14 protein-coding genes and 1 pseudogene are annotated in these 20,216 nt (G+C 45.1%); 2 read left to right on the top strand and 13 right to left on the bottom strand.

Features of this window, described 5'->3' with window-relative positions:
* Positions 1 to 16: 16 nt before the first annotated feature.
* From MHI11_RS03820 to MHI11_RS03760, 13 genes and pseudogenes are all read right to left on the bottom strand, one after another.
* Positions 17 to 1,167, bottom strand: a protein-coding gene (locus MHI11_RS03820; RefSeq protein ID WP_185108217.1) for an IS3 family transposase whose coding sequence is annotated in 2 segments (ribosomal slippage) — positions 17 to 894 and positions 894 to 1,167 — 1,152 coding nt in all. Because the reading frame shifts where the segments join, the coding sequence is not laid out codon by codon here.
* A gap of 115 nt (positions 1,168 to 1,282) precedes the next feature.
* Positions 1,283 to 2,581 (bottom strand): citrate:proton symporter, encoded by a 1,299-nt coding sequence (locus MHI11_RS03815; protein WP_111913146.1) that lies wholly within the window; start codon positions 2,579 to 2,581, stop codon positions 1,283 to 1,285.
* Between the two features lie 191 nt (positions 2,582 to 2,772).
* The gene (locus tag MHI11_RS03810) at positions 2,773 to 3,753 is read right to left on the bottom strand and encodes a tripartite tricarboxylate transporter substrate-binding protein (protein ID WP_113768268.1); all 981 of its coding nucleotides are present in this window, start codon (positions 3,751 to 3,753) and stop codon (positions 2,773 to 2,775) included.
* A gap of 3 nt (positions 3,754 to 3,756) precedes the next feature.
* Entirely contained in the window at positions 3,757 to 4,455 is a 699-nt protein-coding gene (locus tag MHI11_RS03805) for a response regulator (protein ID WP_268508608.1), read from the bottom strand.
* Between the two features lie 3 nt (positions 4,456 to 4,458).
* Positions 4,459 to 6,054, bottom strand: a complete 1,596-nt coding sequence (locus MHI11_RS03800) for a sensor histidine kinase (RefSeq protein ID WP_340962284.1) — start codon at positions 6,052 to 6,054, stop codon at positions 4,459 to 4,461.
* 142 nt (positions 6,055 to 6,196) lie between these two features.
* Positions 6,197 to 8,275, bottom strand: a pseudogene (locus MHI11_RS03795) (exosporium glycoprotein BclB-related protein).
* A complete protein-coding gene (locus MHI11_RS03790) occupies positions 8,272 to 11,430 on the bottom strand; it encodes a hypothetical protein (RefSeq protein ID WP_340960493.1) in 3,159 nt (1,052 codons plus the stop codon). The pseudogene MHI11_RS03795 and the gene MHI11_RS03790 overlap by 4 nt, the downstream one beginning before the upstream one ends.
* Before the next feature lie 112 nt (positions 11,431 to 11,542).
* Positions 11,543 to 12,628: a bifunctional diaminohydroxyphosphoribosylaminopyrimidine deaminase/5-amino-6-(5-phosphoribosylamino)uracil reductase RibD gene (gene ribD, locus MHI11_RS03785; RefSeq protein WP_217012825.1), complete on the bottom strand. Its 1,086-nt coding sequence runs from the start codon at positions 12,626 to 12,628 to the stop codon at positions 11,543 to 11,545.
* Between the two features lie 276 nt (positions 12,629 to 12,904).
* Complete coding sequence (locus tag MHI11_RS03780) at positions 12,905 to 14,662, bottom strand: WD40 repeat domain-containing protein (RefSeq protein ID WP_268508600.1); 1,758 nt, start codon at positions 14,660 to 14,662, stop codon at positions 12,905 to 12,907.
* A gap of 4 nt (positions 14,663 to 14,666) precedes the next feature.
* The gene (locus tag MHI11_RS03775; protein WP_340909389.1) at positions 14,667 to 15,470 is read right to left on the bottom strand and encodes a formylglycine-generating enzyme family protein; all 804 of its coding nucleotides are present in this window, start codon (positions 15,468 to 15,470) and stop codon (positions 14,667 to 14,669) included.
* Between the two features lie 33 nt (positions 15,471 to 15,503).
* Positions 15,504 to 16,229 carry a GTP cyclohydrolase II gene (locus MHI11_RS03770; RefSeq protein ID WP_012009236.1) on the bottom strand — a complete coding sequence of 242 codons (726 nt, stop codon included), beginning with the start codon at positions 16,227 to 16,229 and terminating at the stop codon, positions 15,504 to 15,506.
* A gap of 278 nt (positions 16,230 to 16,507) precedes the next feature.
* On the bottom strand, positions 16,508 to 17,164 hold the full coding sequence (locus MHI11_RS03765) for a class I SAM-dependent methyltransferase (RefSeq protein WP_113768261.1): 657 nt from the start codon (positions 17,162 to 17,164) through the stop codon (positions 16,508 to 16,510).
* 949 nt (positions 17,165 to 18,113) lie between these two features.
* Entirely contained in the window at positions 18,114 to 18,461 is a 348-nt protein-coding gene (locus MHI11_RS03760; RefSeq protein ID WP_340909382.1) for a general stress protein, read from the bottom strand.
* A gap of 220 nt (positions 18,462 to 18,681) precedes the next feature.
* Between MHI11_RS03760 and MHI11_RS03755 the strand changes: the two genes are divergently transcribed.
* Positions 18,682 to 19,071: a YfmB family protein gene (locus MHI11_RS03755; RefSeq protein ID WP_003214189.1), complete on the top strand. Its 390-nt coding sequence runs from the start codon at positions 18,682 to 18,684 to the stop codon at positions 19,069 to 19,071.
* 108 nt (positions 19,072 to 19,179) lie between these two features.
* Positions 19,180 to 20,184 (top strand): NADP-dependent oxidoreductase, encoded by a 1,005-nt coding sequence (locus MHI11_RS03750; protein WP_044141253.1) that lies wholly within the window; start codon positions 19,180 to 19,182, stop codon positions 20,182 to 20,184.
* Positions 20,185 to 20,216 lie beyond the last annotated feature (32 nt).

Genomic DNA, 20,216 nt, shown 5'->3' with positions numbered 1-20,216 from the left:
AGGGATCAAAACACCTTTATACAGCCAATTGCCGATAGTTTATCGGTGATTGGTTGTTTAGTTTCGTTTGAATACGAATGTTGTTATAATAATAAATGTATTCTTTGACAGTGCGTTCTACGATGCTGGTCGTAGTGCGGTCAATCCTGTTAAGATAGAACGTTTCAGACTTTAGTGAGGAATGAAACGATTCGATGGAGGCATTATCAGCGGGCGTCCCTTTACGGGACATGCTCATGGTAATGCCTTTTATATGAACAGCTTTCTGATACTCGTAAGATGTATACACAGAACCTTGATCGCTATGTAACACGCAATTCTCAGGCAGTGCTGGGAGCTGATTAAGTGTGTTTAAGATAAAGTCTGTGTCCTGCTTATCACCAATCGTAAAAGCAATCACTTCTCCATTATATAAATCCAAGATACTGGAAAGGTACAATTGTTTCTGTCCATAAGGCAAATACGTGATGTCCGTTACTAGTTTTTCAAGAGGGCGATCAGACTGAAAGTTCCGATCCAGTATATTACTGGCCACGGCATAGGGCTGCCCATTCTTCTTACGCTTTTTCATTTTAACCCGGCATTGCCACTGGTTTTTCTGCATGATACGTTGAACAGTTTTATGGTTAATACGCATTCTCCTTTTTAGTATGGCTGTGATTTTTCGATAACCATATCGATATTTGTGCTTTCGGCACAACGTGCCGACCTGTTTCTCTAGTTGTCTTTTAGAATGATTCTGAGTCAAATCCTTTTTCCATCTATAATACGAAGTACGTAAGATGCCTAAATGGACACAGATGTCCTGTACCGTCATCGTTTTGCACAATTCTTCTACCAGTTTGATTGACGTTTCCTTATCAACTTCCTTTCCAATTCGTTGTACTTTTTTAAAACTTCATTCTGTTGACTCAAATAGCGATTTTCTGCCTGCAGTCTCTCTAATTCGGAAGAGTACTCGGGACCCTTTCCATAGGTATATTGTTTTCCAACAGGCTGTTCGAACCGGTGTGTATCCCCAGCCTTATGCCACCTCACCCATGTCTGAACCTGCGTCTTATTCTTGATATTCAATTTCTGCATGATCTCTTTCATAGGTACGCCTGCCAATCTCATTTCTACAGCCTTCTGTTTGACTTCAACCGGATAACTCACTCTTGTCCCCATAGAAAAAACACCTCCATGTTTTATTTCGGATCACAACGATCCATTTTCAAACTTGAAGGTGTTTTTTATTTGTCTCATCTTATGGGGTCAGTCCCGGTAGCAGACACTCTTTTATTTACCAAATGGAAATGGCCCCAATGAGTACCGACATGACCGTCATGGCGACAACTGCAAGCACAGCCCATTTCATGCCAAACTTCTGATGCTGATCCAGTGATACCCCAACAAGTCCAACAAGTAAATGAGTGGATGGAACAAGTGGGCTTAACATATGAATCGGCTGGCCAATAATAGAGGCTCTCGCGATTTCAATTTTATCAACACCGTATGCTGCCGCTGTTTCTGATAGGATCGGCAGGACCCCATAAAAGTATGCATCATTCGGCATAAAGAACGTAAATATTCCGCTCGTTAACGCAACAATGACTGGAATAAAGCCGCCAAGCTGCTCTGGAATGGCAGATACAATCGAAATCGCCATTTCATCGACCATTTTTGTGCCTGTTAAGATGCCTGTAAAAACCCCTGCCGCAAATATCATGGAAGCAATCGCTAAAACGTTGGTTGAATGAGCCGCAATCCGCTCACGCTGCTGTTCAAGGTTCGGATAGTTCACGATAATCGCCACACAGAATGCAAGAACAAATAATACCGTTAAGCTGACTTTTCCAGACACGAGAAGGAGCACCAATAACAACGTAAGCGACAGGTTAAACCACCAAAGTTTCGGTCGCTTGATGTCATCCTGTAGTGCCGCTGCCATTTCATTTGCATGAATCGGCTGTTCGAGCTCAATGACACCAAGACGCTTTCTTTCAGACTTCCCAAGAAAGTATGCCACCACAATCATGCTCAAAACCCCTGCACCAATGACTGGAATCATCGGACCAAATAAAAGTGATGGATCAACGCCAAGTGCACTCGCCGCTCTAGGTGTGGCTCCTCCCCATGGAATCGTATTCATAATCCCCATGCCAACTCCGGCAATCCCCGCTAAAATAATCGGCCGGATGCCAAGCAGCGTAAATAATGGAAGCATCGCTGTTGTTGTAATCATGTACGTTGTTGTCCCATCACCATCAAGTGCAACAAGCATGGTCAGGACAGCTGTTCCGACGACAATTTTTAATGGATCGCCTTTGACAATGTTTAAAATTTTCGCCACCATCGGATCAAATAAACCCGCATCAATCATAATACCAAAGTACAAAATCGCAAACATGATCATGACCGCTGTCGGTGCAACTTGCTGCACACCTTTGACAATCATGTCTGAAATTTCAGTAAAATGAAAACCTGCAATAAGAGCAAAAGCAATTGGTGTTAATACCAATGCCGTTAAAACAGACATACGTTTCGTCATAATCAAAACCATAAATACAACCATCATAAGAAATCCTAAGATTGCTAGCACTTTGTTCACCCCTTATGTTGTATACGCTTTCATTAAATGTTGGTATCCCATTTCCAACCCTTTCTGTCATGATATCTGACGCCTGAATTGAAGTAAATATTATGAATTTTAATTCTTTTTCGGTCGATAAATGCTTTTTGTTCATTTTGTTCAAACCTTGGTTTTGATGGATTCCATGAAAAAAAGCGATCTCATTCGACCGCTTGTTCCCCTTGGATAAACTGCTCATATCGCCTTAATTGCTCTTCCATAAAGATCTTTGCCTCTTTACTGTTCATATAGCGACCTGTCCAGCCCTTTTGCTTTAATTGTTTTTTCCAGGACTTAGTCTGTGTCATTTTTTGAAGAAGCTGATCCCATTCACGAATCTCGTGCTGATTCATTTGCTTGGGTCCCATGACACCACGCCAATGAGAAAAGATGAGCGGGATTCCTTGCTCTTTCCAAGTAGGCACATCTTCAAATCCCTCTAAACGCTGATTGGTTGTGGTCGCTATGAGTTTTAGCCTCTTCTTTTCATAATCATGACGAACCTCTGTAATCGTTGTTGTTGCGGCATCCACCTCATGGTCAATGAGCGCCTGAAATAAATCATCTGCACTGTCAAATTTCAAAAATTGAATGCGGTATGGATCAATTCCTGCCATTTCTGCCGCTCGTGCGAATGAGATTTGATCATCATTTCCAAAGTCTGGGGCAAATCCAATTTTTAAGGAATCCGGTTTCTTCTTTAGTGTGTTTAATAGCTCCTTCCCATTTGAAAAGGGAGAATCCACTGGGACTGCGACGACCTGCCACTCTTCCGCAAGAATCGCAAGTGGCGTGACATCGTTCATTGTCATGTTACTGCTGCCAAGCAAATTACGGCTTAACAATAAACTTGAATTCAAACTAATATAGTTGGTATCTCGCTCCAGCATATATGTCCATCCTTTATCCACCGTTCCGCCTCTTTGATAAAGGATATTCACCGGCCGCTTCACCAGCTTTTCCTTCTCAAGCACTGATTTCATCACTTGAGCTGTTTGGTCAAATCCACCGTCAGGGACACCAGACACCACGATATATAATGGGCTGTGCTGCAGGAAAGAGTCACCTCCCTTTTTTTCATTAAAGGTGAGCGTCATACAAAGACATATTATGATCACGACAAGGCATATTGCTTTTTTCATCTTTTAAGACTCCGCTTGCTTTTTGGCAGGATAATATTTTCGCTCTGGTCTGCCAATGATTCCGTACGCAAGCTCTGCACGGCATTCTCCTGTTGTCACGAGATACTCAACATACCGTCTCGCTGTTGTTCGTGATGCCCCCATCTTTTCTCCTAGTTCTTCTGCTGTAATTCCATTATTCTCTGATGCCATCAATGTTTTCACCTTGTCCAAAGTCAGCGAATTGATGCCTGTAGGCAGGTCTCTATCATCCTTTTCCTTCGGCTCTTCTTGCATCTGTCCAAAAAACAAATCAATCATCGTTTGATTGACTTCATCCTTGGAATTGATGATGTCTTTCTTCTCTTTATATTCGGTTAAAACTTGTGCAAACTTTTGTGCGGTCACTGGTTTGATTAAATAATGAACCACTCCGTATTGAAGGGCATTTCTTAAAAGTGTCGTTTCCGTAGCCGCAGTGATAATAATCACATCTATTTCTGGATAGCGTTCTCTTAAAAGCGGCAACAGGTTTGTGCCGAGCTCATCGGGCATATACACATCAAGCAAGATGAGGTCGACTTGTTCCTTTTGAAGCGCATCCCACATATCCTTTGCACTCTTTGCCTTTCCGGCGACTTGAAATCCTTCTATTTGTTGTATATAAGATGCATGAATGGCTGCGATTCGAAAATCATCCTCCGCAATGAGTACCTTCATCACAATCTATTCCCCCTTTGTGCCTTTCGGTATATATGCAGTGAAGATGGCACCGCCTTCTTTTTGGTTCGTCACTTCAATCCAGCCCCCAAGTTCGTCCAATACTTCTTTCACATTAACTAGTCCATAGCCTCGCCCTTCTCCCTTTGACGAATGACCCCTTGTGAAAATGTGTGACAATTCCTTATCATTGATGCCATCACCTGAATCAGAAACTTCTATAATAATATCAAATCCAATATCTGTGATAAACAGACCTACTTCTCGCTTCTCTTTATTTAATACGGCCTCAAAGGCATTGTCTACGAGATTTCCAATGATGGTGATAAAGTGAGATAAACTTAAATGAGCGGGAAGCGGCTCCAATGAACTATTTTCATCAATCTGGAAATGAACCTTTTTCTCAGATGCCTTTCCTAATTTCCCTAGTAAAATAGCTTGAATTTTAGGAGATCGAATTTGCTTCATGAGTAAATCATGCTGACGATTTTGCAGCGTATATTCTTCCTTAATTAAGTCGATCGCTTCATCCACTTGTTTCAGCTCAAGCAAGCCTAAAATGGCGTACAGCTTATTTGAAAACTCATGTGTTTGCGCTCTAAGGTCTTCTGAATATTGGCTTACCTCTGTTAATGTATCCAGCAGCTTCGTCAGCTCTGTTTTCTCCCTGAAACTCACAATTCCGCCGAACACTCTATTGTCCTGCTTAACTTTTTTCACGTTTAACACAAAGGTTTTATTATTGACGACTATTTCTATGTTAGGCTCAATCGTCTCTACCGTTAAATAGGATAGAAGATTAGCATTTGGCAAGACTTGGTCAATATGAAGGGGTCGCTTTGAAGAAACGCGCAGCATGTGTTCAGCTGACGTATTCATCATCGTCATCGCACCTTTGCGGTCAAACGCAATAATCCCCTCTTTAATAGCGAGCAGCATCGCTTCTCTTTCTCGGTATAATGATGCAATCTCATGTGGTTCAAGCCCCAATGTATCTTTTCGAATACTCCTTGTTAAAAAAATCGCTCCGAATAGGCCAGGCAAGAGCACAAGAAGGGCAATATAACTCAACTTGAATAGTTGATGAGCTGTCGCTTGGTCAATTTCTCTTTTTAAAAATTCGACAGTAACTGTCCCAATAATTTCTTCATGCTGTCCTGTTTCTTTCATAATCGGCGCACTGCCTCTGACAACGGTTTCACCGTCAGAATCACCAGTCGATATGGAGGTTCCTCCAAACAACAAAGTACTCCTTCCTTCCGATACACTGATGGTTTTACCTACATCCTCATGATTCGTATGAAAAAGGACCTTTCCTTTTTGATTGGTGATGAAGATAGCATGTCCTCTTACTTGCTCCTTCATTTGCTCAAGTACTGCCTGTTCTTCATTTTTCGATGCAGATGTGGCCACCGATGTTTTAATGGGCGGCATATATGAGATTGTTCTAGCGGTTTGCACCGCCAGTTGTTCTGCTTGCCGCTGCCTTTCTGAGGTCTGCAAAAAACCAAAACAAATGGTCAATAATGCAATGACAACTAGCAAAAGCCCGATAATTAATCCAAATATTTTCGTTTGTAAAGTGACTTTCCTTTTGCCCATCCTCACCGCCACAGCCCCTAATTCAAGTAGATTCATCGAATAGACTCTAAGAAAATCATATCATTTTTTCTCACTAAGGTAAGAGAAAATTCATTCAAAACAAAAAAGAACGACTCATGATTGAGTCATCCCAATGTGTTTATTACGTGATTGATAAACCAGCACTCGCATAGCCTGCTACGGTATTCACTAATGATAGACCTGTAGCTGTTGCAGAGTAGACAACGAGCAGTCTTGTTTGCGGTGTGACTGGTACATTAAGACCAGTCGCAATACCGTTTGCAATAGCACCCAGTGTTAAAACTCCGGTTAAAGCTGGGGCTAATGTGACACTCGCTACTTGTGTGAAACTGTTATTTGGTGTCGGAGAAGCGAATAGACTAGCTGTTACGGTAATACTCGTGCCGACTAAAGAAAGAGCTGCTGTTGTACTGAAATAGCCGGCAAATGACGTGATCGTTCCAGCTCTCGGAACTGAGAACGCCATGTTGAGTAAAGTGCCTGCAGCACCTGTTAAATCAATAACACCGCCTAAAATACTAACACCTGTCGCTGAGTTACCAAATCCGACCAAGCTGGATGTTCCAACAAGACCGCCTGCAACTGTCGTCAAGACAGCTGGTGCACCTGAAGCAAACGGAATGATCGCACTCGATCCTGTCGCACCTGTGACGCCAGTTGTACCTGTTAAACCTGTGGCGCCGGTTACTCCCGTCGCTCCCGTTGCTCCGGTGACGCCAGTTGTACCTGTTAAACCTGTGGCGCCGGTTACTCCCGTCGCTCCCGTTGCTCCGGTGACGCCAGTTGTACCTGTTAAACCTGTGGCGCCGGTTACTCCCGTCGCTCCCGTTGCTCCGGTGACGCCAGTTGTACCTGTTAAACCTGTGGCGCCGGTTACTCCCGTCGCTCCCGTTGCTCCGGTGACGCCAGTTGTACCTGTTAAACCTGTGGCGCCGGTTACTCCTGTCGCTCCCGTTGCTCCGGTGACGCCAGTTGTACCTGTTAAACCTGTGGCGCCGGTTACTCCTGTCACACCCGTTGCTCCAGTAACGCCGGTCGCTCCTGCGGTCGCTAATAACGTATAATCTGGTGACGTATCCGGTGTGCCTGTTGGCGGTGCCGTATTGACAAGATACGTTCCTCCTTCATATGTCACCACTTGCCCTACTGGATACGTTGGGGCTACCGCTGGATCAAACTCTGTGACTCCGTCTAAGCCTACTCCCGTTGCTCCGGTGACGCCGGTGGAACCCGTTGCTCCTGTCACACCCGTTGCTCCGGTGACGCCAGTTGTACCTGTTAAACCTGTGGCGCCGGTTACTCCTGTCACACCCGTTGCTCCAGTAACGCCGGTCCTGCTGCGGCGCTAATAACGTATAATCTGGTGACGTATCCGGTGTGCCTGTTGGCGGTGCCGTATTGACAAGATACGTTCCTCCTTCATATGTCACCACTTGCCCTACTGGATACGTTGGGGCTACCGCTGGATCAAACTCTGTGACTCCGTCTAAGCCTACTCCCGTTGCTCCGGTGACGCCGGTGGAACCCGTTGCTCCAGTAACGCCGGTCGCTCCTGTAATAACGTATAATCTGGTGACGTTTCCGGTGTGCCTGTTGGCGGTGCCGTATTGACAAGATACGTTCCTCCTTCATATGTCACCACTTGCCCTACTGGATACGTTGGGGCTACCGCTGGATCAAACTCTGTGACTCCGTCTAAGCCTACTCCCGTTGCTCCGGTGACGCCGGTGGAACCCGTTGCTCCAGTAACGCCGGTCGCTCCTGCGGTCGCTAATAACGTATAATCTGGTGACGTTTCCGGTGTGCCTGTTGGCGGTGCCGTATTGACGAGATACGTTCCTCCTTCATATGTCACCACTTGGCCTACTGGATACGTTGGGGCTACCGCTGGATCAAACTCTGTGACTCCGTCTAAGCCTACTCCCGTTGCTCCGGTGACGCCGGTGGAACCCGTTGCTCCTGTCACACCCGTTGCTCCAGTAACGCCGGTCGCTCCTGCTACCGCTAATAATGTATAATCTGGTGACGTATCCGGTGTGCCTGTTGGCGGTGCCGTATTGACAAGATACGTTCCTCCTTCATATGTCACCACTTGCCCTACTGGATACGTTGGGGCTACCGCTGGATCAAACTCTGTGACTCCGTCTAAGCCTACTCCCGTTGCTCCGGTGACGCCGGTGGAACCCGTTGCTCCTGTCACACCCGTTGCTCCAGTAACGCCGGTCGCTCCTGCGGTGCTAATAATGTATAATCTGGTGACGTATCCGGTGTGCCTGTTGGCGGTGCCGTATTGACAAGATACGTTCCTCCTTCATATGTCACCACTTGCCCTACTGGATACGTTGGGGCTACCGCTGGATCAAACTCTGTGACTCCGTCTAAGCCTACTCCCGTTGCTCCGGTGACGCCGGTGGAACCCGTTGCTCCTGTCACACCCGTTGCTCCAGTAACGCCGGTCGCTCCTGCGGTCGCTAATAACGTATAATCTGGTGACGTATCCGGTGTGCCTGTTGGCGGTGCCGTATTGACGAGATACGTTCCTCCTTCATATGTCACCACTTGGCCTACTGGATACGTTGGGGCTACCGCTGGATCAAACTCTGTGACTCCGTCTAAGCCTACTCCCGTTGCTCCGGTGACGCCAGTTGCACCGATTGTGCCAGTTTCTCCTGTTGCTCCGGTCGCACCAGTTTCTCCTGTTGAACCGATTTCTCCCGTTGCTCCGGTGACGCCGGTGGAACCCGTTGCTCCTGTCACACCCGTTGCTCCAGTAACGCCGGTCGCTCCTGCAGCTGCTAATAACGTATAATCTGGTGACGTTTCCGGTGTGCCTGTTGGCGGTGCCGTATTGACGAGATACGTTCCTCCTTCATATGTCACCACTTGGCCTACTGGATACGTTGGGGCTACCGCTGGATCAAACTCTGTGACTCCGTCTAAGCCTACTCCCGTTGCTCCGGTGACGCCAGTTGCACCGATTGTGCCAGTTTCTCCTGTTGCCCCTGTTGCTCCGGTCGTGCCAGTTTCTCCTGTTGCCCCTGTTGCTCCGGTCGTGCCAGTTTCTCCTGTTGCCCCTGTTGCTCCGGTCGCACCAGTTTCTCCTGTTGCCCCTGTTGCTCCGGTCGTGCCAGTTTCTCCTGTTGCCCCTGTTGCTCCGGTCGTGCCAGTTTCTCCTGTTGCCCCTGTTGCTCCGGTCGTGCCAGTTTCTCCTGTTGCCCCTGTTGCTCCGGTCGCACCAGTTTCTCCTGTTGCCCCTGTTGCTCCGGTCGTGCCAGTTTCTCCTGTTGCTCCGGTCGTGCCAGTTTCTCCTGTTGCCCCTGTTGCTCCGGTCGTGCCAGTTTCTCCTGTTGCCCCTGTTGCTCCGGTCGTGCCAGTTTCTCCTGTTGCCCCTGTTGCTCCGGTCGCACCAGTTTCTCCTGTTGCTCCTGTTGCTCCGGTCGTGCCAGTTTCTCCTGTTACCCCTGTTGCTCCGGTCGCACCAGTTTCTCCTGTTGCCCCTGTTGCTCCGGTCGTGCCAGTTTCTCCTGTTGCCCCTGTTGCTCCGGTCGTGCCAGTTTCTCCTGTTGCCCCTGTTGCTCCGGTCGCACCAGTTTCTCCTGTTGCTCCTGTTGCTCCGGTCGTGCCAGTTTCTCCTGTTACCCCTGTTGCTCCGGTCGCACCAGTTTCTCCTGTTGCCCCTGTTGCTCCGGTCGTGCCAGTTTCTCCTGTTGCCCCTGTTGCTCCGGTCGCACCAGTTTCTCCTGTTGCCCCTGTTGCTCCGGTCGCACCAGTTTCTCCTGTTGCCCCTGTTGCTCCGGTCGTGCCAGTTTCTCCTGTTGCCCCTGTTGCTCCGGTCGCACCAGTTTCTCCTGTTGCCCCTGTTGCTCCGGTCGTGCCAGTTTCTCCTGTTGCCCCTGTTGCTCCGGTCGTGCCAGTTTCTCCTGTTGCCCCTGTTGCTCCGGTCGCACCAGTTTCTCCTGTTGCTCCTGTTGCTCCGGTCGTGCCAGTTTCTCCTGTTGAACCGATTTCTCCCGTTGCTCCGGTGACGCCACTTGCACCAGTTGCGCCAGTTTCTCCCGTTGCCCCTGTTGTACCCGTTCCAGTGGCTCCCGTAACGCCGGCCGCTCCTGCGGCCGCTAATAACGTATAATCTGGTGACGTATCCGGTGTGCTTGTTGGCGGTGCCATGTTGACGAGATACGTTCCTCCTTCATATGTCACCACTTGGCCTACTGGATACGTAGGGGCTACCGCTGGATCAAACACTGCGACTCCGTTTAAGCCGACTCCTGTCGCTCCTGTAACGCCAGTGGACCCCATTTCTCCTGTTGCACCCGTGACCCCCGTCGCTCCGGTAAGGCCGGTGGAACCCATTTCTCCTGTTGCACCCGTCGTTCCTGCGGTCGCTAATAATGTGTAATCCGGTGACGTATCTGGTGTGCCCGTTGGCGGTGCCGTGTTGACGAGATACGTTCCTCCTTCATATGTCACCACTTGGCCTACTGGATACGTTGGGGCTACCGCTGGATCAAACACTGCGACTCCGTTTAAGCCGACTCCTGTCGCTCCTGTAACGCCAGTGGACCCCATTTCTCCTGTTGCACCCGTGACCCCCGTCGCTCCGGTAAGGCCGGTGGAACCCATTTCTCCTGTTGCACCCGTCGTTCCTGCGGTCGCTAATAATGTGTAATCCGGTGACGTATCTGGTGTGCCCGTTGGCGGTGCCGTGTTGACAAGATACGTTGCTGTTGGCAGTCCCGTATTGACGAGAGAGGTTCCTCTTTCATACGTCACCATTTGACCTGTTGGATACGTCACCACTTGGCCTACTGGATACGTTGGAGCCACTGCTGGATCGAATGGAACAACACCGGTTAAACCTAGACCCGTAGCTCCCGTAATACCTGTTGCTCCAGTTTCACCAGCAGCTGCTAACAATGTATAATCTGGTGACGTACCTGGCGTACCTGTTGGCGGCGCTGAATTCACCACATACGTACTGCCATCATATGTCACCACTTGACCTACTGGATACGCCGGGGCTACCGCTCGATCAAATGCTACAATCCCCGTTAACCCTACGCCTGTTGGACCGATTGGACCTGCCGGGCCTGCTGGACCCTCTGGGCCTACTGCACCCGCCGGACCTGCTGGGCCTCTTCTTCCTCTCCCACCTGGCGGACCTTGAATCACACAAACACAAGGATCTTTTCCGCAGCAAGGATTTTTCACTGGTTTCCCTGGCTTCCCTGGTCTTTCCTTCTTACAACTATCACATTCCCAGTCATCCTGAAACGCATCATACCAGCTTCCTTTTTGGTAGTGGTCTGTCGAATGAGTTGGATATGTCTTTCCGCATTGTCTACATCTTCTCATAGAATCACCCCCATCCATCGTATTCATCGTTCCATGGAAAAGTGTATGTACACTTTTATTTTTATTAAAAAATATTAAAAAGACCTTGCGCTCGATGCACAAGGCCTTCTATTTATTGAAATTTCATTGTGATTTTGACATCTTTTCCTACCATACTATATTCAACATCTGCTGGACGGATCGCCTCTTTTAGTTTTTTCACCCCATCTCCTTCAAAAAAAGTAGGTGCCTGTTTTCCACCGATTAATAAAGGTGCCGTATAAATGACGGCTTCATTGACGAGTGATTCTTCTAAAAAGGAAGCACTCACATTCCCTCCTGCTTCAACAAGAACTGACATGACAGAACGTTCCTTCAGCATTCGTAACACGTCGTGAATATCTGTTCGCTGCTCTCCGCTTGTGACATAGACTTGATGTCCTTTTTCTACAAGCTGTTCATATTTTTTCTGATCATACATGTGCGAGGTGCAAATAATGGTTTCCGCCCTACGATCTGTTAAACATTTCGCCTGAAGCGGAATCCTTAATGTTGAATCTAAAATGACACGAATGGGCTGAGTGATGAATGAATCCTTCACAATTAAACCCGCATCATCTTGAATAATCGTTTCGACACCTGTTATCACAGCATCTGCTTCTTGACGCAATTGCTGCACTTCTTTTCTCGCTTCTGTTCCTGTGATCCATTTGCTTTCAAGATGAGTTGTGGCAATTTTCCCATCTAATGAAATGGCGGATTTTAAGATGACGTAGGGAAGGTCTGATTGAATGAAATGAAAAAAAGGCACATTTAAGCGGTCCGCCTCCTGTTTACATATTCCTTCATCTACTTCGATCCCAGCTTGTTTCAACATGGTCATTCCCTTGCCTGCTACAAGCGGATTCGGATCTTGCGTCGCAATGACTACTCGTTTCACACCACTTTTGATAATCGCTTCTGTGCAAGGACCCGTTTTCCCATGATGCGAACAAGGTTCAAGCGTTACATACAGATGAGCTCCTTCTGCCTTTTCTCCTGCCATGTGCAGTGCATGAATTTCAGCATGAGGTTCGCCCGCCTTCATATGAGCACCCATTCCAACAATTTCACCTTGCTGTACAATGACTGCACCGACAAGCGGGTTTGGGGAGGTTTGCCCTTTCATTGCCTTTGCGTTGGCAATCGCCAGTTTCATATAAAACACATCGTCTTTCATGTGAGTCTCCTTTCTTCTCTTTCAAGGGAAAGAACTCCTTCAGGAAATGAAGGAGTTCTATTCTCATATTTTTTCCATCCGTTTCTTTTCAGATCGATCATAGTAAGGCAAGGAATAAAAAAGTTTATATGATGCTCGTTGTTTACAAAAACAGCATTTGCGACATTCATATTTATTAATGAGGAGCACATGCGGACAATTGAGTACAGTCAGGCCTTTTTTCATATGTTCCTTGCAAACACTTATCATGAGAATCCCCCGCTTACATTCTTTTTCTTAATGAGAGATTACTTCTTTTGGAAATTGTTCAAATAAGCGCAGTACTTCGGTATACGTGCCATCTTCTCGAATATGATAAATCCCACCATCATACGAGCTTGCGTATACATCATTGCCTAATTGTCTGATGGCACTAATTCCATTCTTGGCAATTCTAATTGGGCCGGTATTGACCCCAAGCTCTGGATTCCACACAACGATATAGCCCCAATAATCTCCGCTCACAATATAGCCAGAGTCTGTGACAGAGACCGATTTAATCGAATACTGGTGTTCATTATGCTGGTCTAAAATTCTTCCTGTATGCAAATCAAACAATCTCACATTCTTGTCACGGCTGACAATGGCAATACGGTCTCTTTTGCTATCAATGAACACGTCATTTAACAGCTCTGTCGCCCCGATATATTTCGCTTTTAAAGACAAGCTCTTCTTATCTAAAAGACAGATGGTTCCTTCTACCGCAGCTGTGATAATATGATCTCCTTCTACTTTTAATGCTTTCACAGCACAATCGTGTGCTTTGGAACGGCCCATTTCCTTTAAATGCTCTGTCGAAATGACATGTACATAACCGCCGTAAGTTCCAATATAGAATTGCCGGCCCTCCTCGTGGAAATACACACTGTTGACCGGCCCTGTATTGAGATCAAACGAAACCATTTGCTTTAATGATTCATGAACAATATGCACCTGACTTGCATGATCTCCCCACGCATAATAGCTTCCATCTCGTGCGACAGCCACTCCATTTGTTAAGACGCCTGTCGATTTAGCAATTTCAATCCCATTCTTTCTGAATTTTCCGTCATCTGATGCTGTGATGATATCTCCCGCATCAGTTAGCGCAATATCATTAATTGATGGTGTCGCCATTTCGATCTCATCTGATACAACTTTCCCCTGTTCAATAGACCATTCACAATACGTTTTTCCAAAGCTGGCTCCTAGGATGGCTTTCTCATCCTCCGTCCAGACAAGCGAGCGCTCCCACTGATATTTATGAGGCAACAGCGTATCGACTAAATCCCCTGTTTCATAATTCCACAGCTTAATTAAATGGTCATAGCCTGCTGTTAGTAAGTAATTGCCGCTTGGAGAAAAGTTCACACGCTTGACGCCCTGTAAATGAGCTTTGATGATTTTTTTCTCCTGTAACGTCACCGCATCATAAATAATAACGGTGCCATCGTCTCTGCCAAGTGCGAACACTTCTTTTTGATTGCTGCCGCTGATTGTGTCCAGCTCATAATCAAACGGACCGATTTCCCCTACAATTTCTCCTGTATCATACAGCCATACAAGAACGTAGCCATCATCACCTGTTGTATAAGCTTTATCGCCGTGTATCCATACAGCCAATACATCCTTGCTATGTCCATGAAACTCTCTTAGGATGGCTCCTGTTTCGATATCCCAGACTAAGCATCTTCTATCTCTGGACACCGATACAAGCAACGTATCCTGCTTCGCAAAAGCAACGGCTTCTACATCATCCGCATGACCAAACAAGGTGCGAATTCGAGTATGTGTGCCTGTATCATACAATTGAATGGTGTAGTCTGACGAAGCACTGGCTAAGTACTTTCCGTTTTCAGAAAGAGATAAAGAGTTAATGATATGCTCGTGACTTCCAATAAACGTTCCTTCTCCTGTCGCCCGGTTCCACTGATAAATACAGCGGTCATAGCCGCCAGTGTAAACAATTTGGTCCTGCTGAGTTGATAAAACAGATGTAATTGGTCCTCTATGCATAGTTTTACACTCCCACCTTTATGTGTTGTTTTTGACGAGTCATTACACGAAAGCCAGTAAATCGAAAAACAGGGTCTGGATGCTTCCCGTGTCTTCTGGCAACTCTGCATAAATCTCCGCCTCTTGCAAAGGAGCCGCCTTTTAAAATGTAGTAATCACTGCCAAGCGTTTCCGTTAAATCATCTACGACCTCAATGCCGCCTTCGTACACATGATATTTGGTGTTGACCCATTCCTCGACGTTGCCTCCCATATCATAAAGACCGAATAAGGATCTGCCCTTTTCGTAATGGCGAACAGGCGTCGTTTTTTCGATATTTGATTCGTACGTATTACAGTAAGAAGGGTCGAACTCGTCTCCCCATGGGTATTGATTTCTCGTGTTACCCCGGGCAGCATATTCCCATTCTTCTTCAGTAGGAATCGACACGTCTATCCCGAGTTTCCCGCTCAGCCACTGACAGAATGAGAAGGCTTCCTCGATCTCCATGCCCCACGCCGGATGATCTTTCCCGCCGCCTAGTTCTTGATTTGTTAAGCTCTCCGGGTACGACTGGCCTGTTTCATCACAATAGCTTTGATACCATTCATTGGTGACGACCGTATCTGAAATGAAAAATTCATTGATATACGACTGATAGGATGGAAATTCTTTATACAGCCATTTTTGAAATTTTTTCTCACGGCCGTAAGTTGGATTGAGAAGCTTGTCCTTCCAGAATTCTGATGCCTTTTTCATATCTTCTTCATTACTTCCGATTGTTGCATAGCCGCTTGGGATTTGCATCCAATTGATTTCAGGTTTCACGCTTTTCTCCCGCCTTCTTTAAAGTAAACTCATCTACTGATTAATTAATTTTTTCTCATCGACCATATGTCCTGAGGCTGCTTTTGCTTTTAAATAGGCTTCATTATAGAGAGAGGCTTCGACCGTATGATCAAACCGTAAAACAGGAAGACCATAAGCAGCAATGGAATCGACTTTATCTGGATTGTTCGTTAGGAGATGCATTGGTTTCCCTTTGTTTAAATAGTGCAGAACAGCCGCTGCCTCCTCGTAATGCCGGTCATCATCTCCGCAGCCAATCAGACGGTTGGCTTCAAATGTATCCAGCTGCATTTCCTGTAATTTATACGTCAATGCTTTCGCCATCAGCCCAATTGACCGCCCTTCTTGATTGGCCATATAGACGAGCATGCCTTTTCCGTAATCAGTGATTTTTTTCAGCGATAACGCAAGCTGTGGACCGCAGTCACATTTCAGTGACCCAAACACATCCCCTGTTTGGCAGACACTATGAATTCGCACAAGCGGCGGCATTTCATTTTCAAAGTCGCCAAATAAGAGACAAGAGGAAAAGGTTTGCTGCGCGGTACTCATTTTGACAATAGATTCGATCGTTGGTTTTGTCTCCCCTTCAACAGGTGCGAAGGCATACCATTTAAATGGCACTTCTTCATGTTGAATGGAAATCGGAAGGTTCACTGGCCCCACGAGCAAATAGTTTTTTTCTTGAAAGGTAAAATGATGAATCATTGATTGTAATTCATCTACAAACTTGTTCATTTGTCTCCCCCCTATTCATCGCTGCACCCAAATCGACTCAGGTAGCGCAGTGATGGTGATGAATATGTGTCTGCACTCATGGCTTAAAAGAACATAGATGTGCGTTTCCTCTCATCGTTCAGACCTTAATTCCACCTATTCTAGCGATATGTCAATCTAGGTCTTTTCCAGTACAAAGGAGCAGAATTCTTGGTTCATAACGCCTTTCCCTTACATGATGCGCACATACTGTTTCTTAGAATGAACACCTCTGCTACGTTTGAGTGTTCACCTTTGTACTAGATTTTGACGGCAATGACATGATGCTGGCTAATGCCGGCTTTTGCTTTTAATGGTGTAATCGATACAAGCTCCAGACCTGATGAACAAATTCTTTCTCCAAGCTGAGAGTCTGAAAACGAAAAGTGGAAACGGCCATCCTCTCCGATTAATCCTGTTCTCCACTCTTCTCCCCATACAACAAGTGAGAAGACGCCGCCTTCATGAAGCAAAGAGGAAACCTGTTTTAAATAACGCTCATGATCATCAGGGTGCTGGTGATGAAAGCAGCCATGATCTAAAATTAAATCAAACTGCATCCCTCGACCCTGGCCCATCGACCAGGACATAAAATCTTGATGAACAAAATGGACAGGAACCGTTTCTCTTTTCTGTAATCCTTCCCACTCCTCATGCTCATACAGGTCGATGCCGACATATGCGGAAAGTCCGCTTAAATGTTCCAGCGCCCGGCCGTTCCCGCATCCGATATCGAGCACAGCAGCAAGTGCATTCTTTTCCCTTGAACGCCATGCCTTTAATGACATCACAGCTGCATCTGTTAAGGATGGATCAGTAGACCACATATCTGTTCTTTTCTCATAATGTTCTTGAAATGCCATACGCATTTTTTCTAGATACAATCCACTGTCTTCATGGTACAAAGCTTTTTTCATCACAGGACCTCCTTCTATTAAAATTGATTTTTCGGGCAAAGGTCATTTTCAAGCAAAACACCTTATGTTAAAATGAAAGATGGATTTTTTAGGAAATCTATTTTCTGAAAAAGGAGAGAAGCATCCCACATGTTCACTCTTCTTTTTCAGCATGCATCCTCATATGCAGGCATTTGACAGCTACATCGCATCAGCTTGTTATCTCTTTTTTTCATATGAGTTCACCTCCTTCACCGTTCGATCAACTCACTGCCTTTATTGAAAACGCTTTCTCTTCTGTACAGGAATACGACGTCTTTTGAATATCTCTTGCAAAGTGATCATAGTAGAAAGATCATCTACTGTTTAAATCGACTATCATTTCTTCTTCATGTAAAAAACCATTTTCTTATGTTTTAGTAGAAATTTCACGAGTGCTTTTACCTTGGTTTTATGCCACCACCTATCACTAGAGTGTGCCTAGAATAAACCCATCAGAAATTTAACAACTACTTCCATAACAACTGGAATAAGCCAAATATATTGTTTTTAGATTATTTTGTCAACAAATTATTTCCTAAAAATTAAAATGAATTTTCTAATTGAAAATACAGGTATTTTTCGTGGTTTTTTGACCTCAAAACACTTATTTCTACATGAAAACACAACATAAACCAATAGAACTAAGAAATTTATCTACTAAATTACACAAGATTCCCATTACATTTTGAAACAAAATTGAAAGATACAATAATTATTTCCCGAATAGATTTTTGTGATATTTTGACTATTCTTTTCTCATTTCCTATCATTTTCTTTGGTATATCTGCATTTTCAATTAGATGATTTACTGTTTATTCCAATCTGCTGTTTTTTCTTAATATAGTAAAAAAGATGCATCCTCTCCTTCAGAGATGAAGGCATGAAAAAAAGCCCCTTACGAAAGTAAGAGACTTTTTTTAGTTGGCGTTTATGCCCAAGTTTTCACTTTTTCATGGTCTGTCACAAAGAGAAGGACTTTCCCTTCGTCTAAATGTTCTTCAAATGTTTCAGCTTCTTCTTTAGAGAAACCAATTTCATGGATTTTATTTCGGAGCTCATCACCCTTTTTACTAAAGATGTTTCCAACAGCATGTTTCAGTCCAACTTCTCTTGGACCTATCGTATTGGCATCTGCATTTTCAGCAATACGCTCTGTACGATCATCGTCATGGGACAGAACATAAATGTCCTCTCTTGCAACACCGAGTGATTTTAATTGCTCTACATCTTTTTGAAGTGTTTCATCATTTGAATACTCTCTTACAACAGGTTTCATTTTATATTCCTCCTTTAGCGTCTTACGAATCTTTTACCCGTCACTTTTATCATTAAACCTTCCTTGAGCACATCCATTTTACATTGTGTACTAGCCATGCCTATTGACTTATTTTTGACAAAATCCTGTAAAAATGACTAAATTTTCTGAAATATTGTGTTCATCCCTGCTGTTTTATTGTACAATTCTTGTACTGGAGGCTAGAAATGAGGTAGAGCTGATGTATTACTTTTCAGCGGAACAGCAGTTTAATGCTTGGGTTGTCAGTGATTTGGTGAAACAGCTTTTTCAAAAGTGGAATCCTGAAGAAGCAAAAGCAAAGCCGCTTACATTGTTTGCTGAACAGCACTTTCGCATCTCCATTGATTATCTCTTTTCCATCATTATCAATATTGGAGATATCGAGTCGATTGAACAAGATCCACAAGACCTGTTGTCCTCATACTTGAATATCCTTTTTCCTTTTGTGACGCGCGATATGATGAAAGCCTCTATGCAAAATGCGAACGAATATTTATTAAAAGAACGTGATGCGGACGTGTATCAGCTGTTTGGCTGTCTGCCACCGCTCCTCTCTGTTGACTTCCAAAAAAGTAGTCCTCATCTATGAGATGGCGGCTGCTTTTTTGTATGTGTTTCAAATAGACCGTATGTTTTGAATGAAAAGAAGCAACATGTTAATGTAAATCTAGGCTGCAAGTGAAAGGGAGGATTTGACATGAGTCAACAAAAGCAAATTCAATTAGCCAAACGTCCACAAGGATTACCTACAAAAGATGTTTTTCATTTTGAAACAGTCGATATACCTGTGCCGCAAGATGGTGAAGTCTTGATTCAAACAAAATATGTTTCTGTAGATCCTTATATGAGAGGACGAATGCAGGATACAAAATCCTATACACCTCCATTCAAGCTAAATGAAGTGATTCAGGGCGGTGTTGTCGGAGAAGTTGTCGAGTCTAAATCGCCTCAATTTGAAAAAGGTGATTTTGTTCTTGGATTCCTTGGCTGGCAAGAATATTCCACGGCCAAAGCTGAATCTCTCACTAAAATTGATCCATCTATTGCGCCATTGTCCTATTATTTAGGCATTTTGGGCATGCCGGGACAAACCGCTTATTTCGGACTTCTTGCGATTGGTCAGCCAAAAGAAGGCGAGACCGTTGTCATTTCTGGGGCCGCAGGTGCTGTTGGTTCCGTTGTTGGGCAAATTGCTAAGATCAAAGGCGCTCACGTCGTTGGGATTGCGGGATCTGATGATAAGCTGGCTTATTTAAAAGAACTGGGCTTTGATGAAACGATTAATTATAAAACAACAAATGACTTAGATGATGCCATTGCAAAGGCGTGCCCTAACGGCGTCGATGTGTATTTTGACAATGTAGGCGGCGAAATTTCTGATGCTGTGATGAATCATTTAAACCGCTTTGCACGTATTCCAGTGTGCGGCGCGATTTCGTCTTATAACATTAGCGCAAGCGAGGACATCGGACCGCGTGTGCAAACAAAACTCATTAAAACAAGCGCATTGATGCAAGGCTTCATTGTTGCCAACTATTCAGATCGTTTTGAAGAAGCAGCAAGAGATCTCGCACAATGGGTAAAAGAAGACAAACTGACGTATAAAGAAACAATCGTTGAAGGCTTTGACAACATTCCTGATGCATTCATCGGATTATTCAAAGGTGAAAATGTCGGAAAACAGCTAGTCAAAATTTCATAAAAAGAAAGGACCCTCCATGTGGATGGGTCCTT

The organism is Bacillus sp. FSL K6-3312, assembly GCF_038007485.1.
Taxonomy (GTDB): Bacteria; Bacillota; Bacilli; order Bacillales; family Bacillaceae; genus Bacillus; species Bacillus pumilus.
The sequence above is the reverse complement of the archived record's forward strand: the minus strand, read 5'-3'. Positions and strand labels throughout refer to the sequence as shown.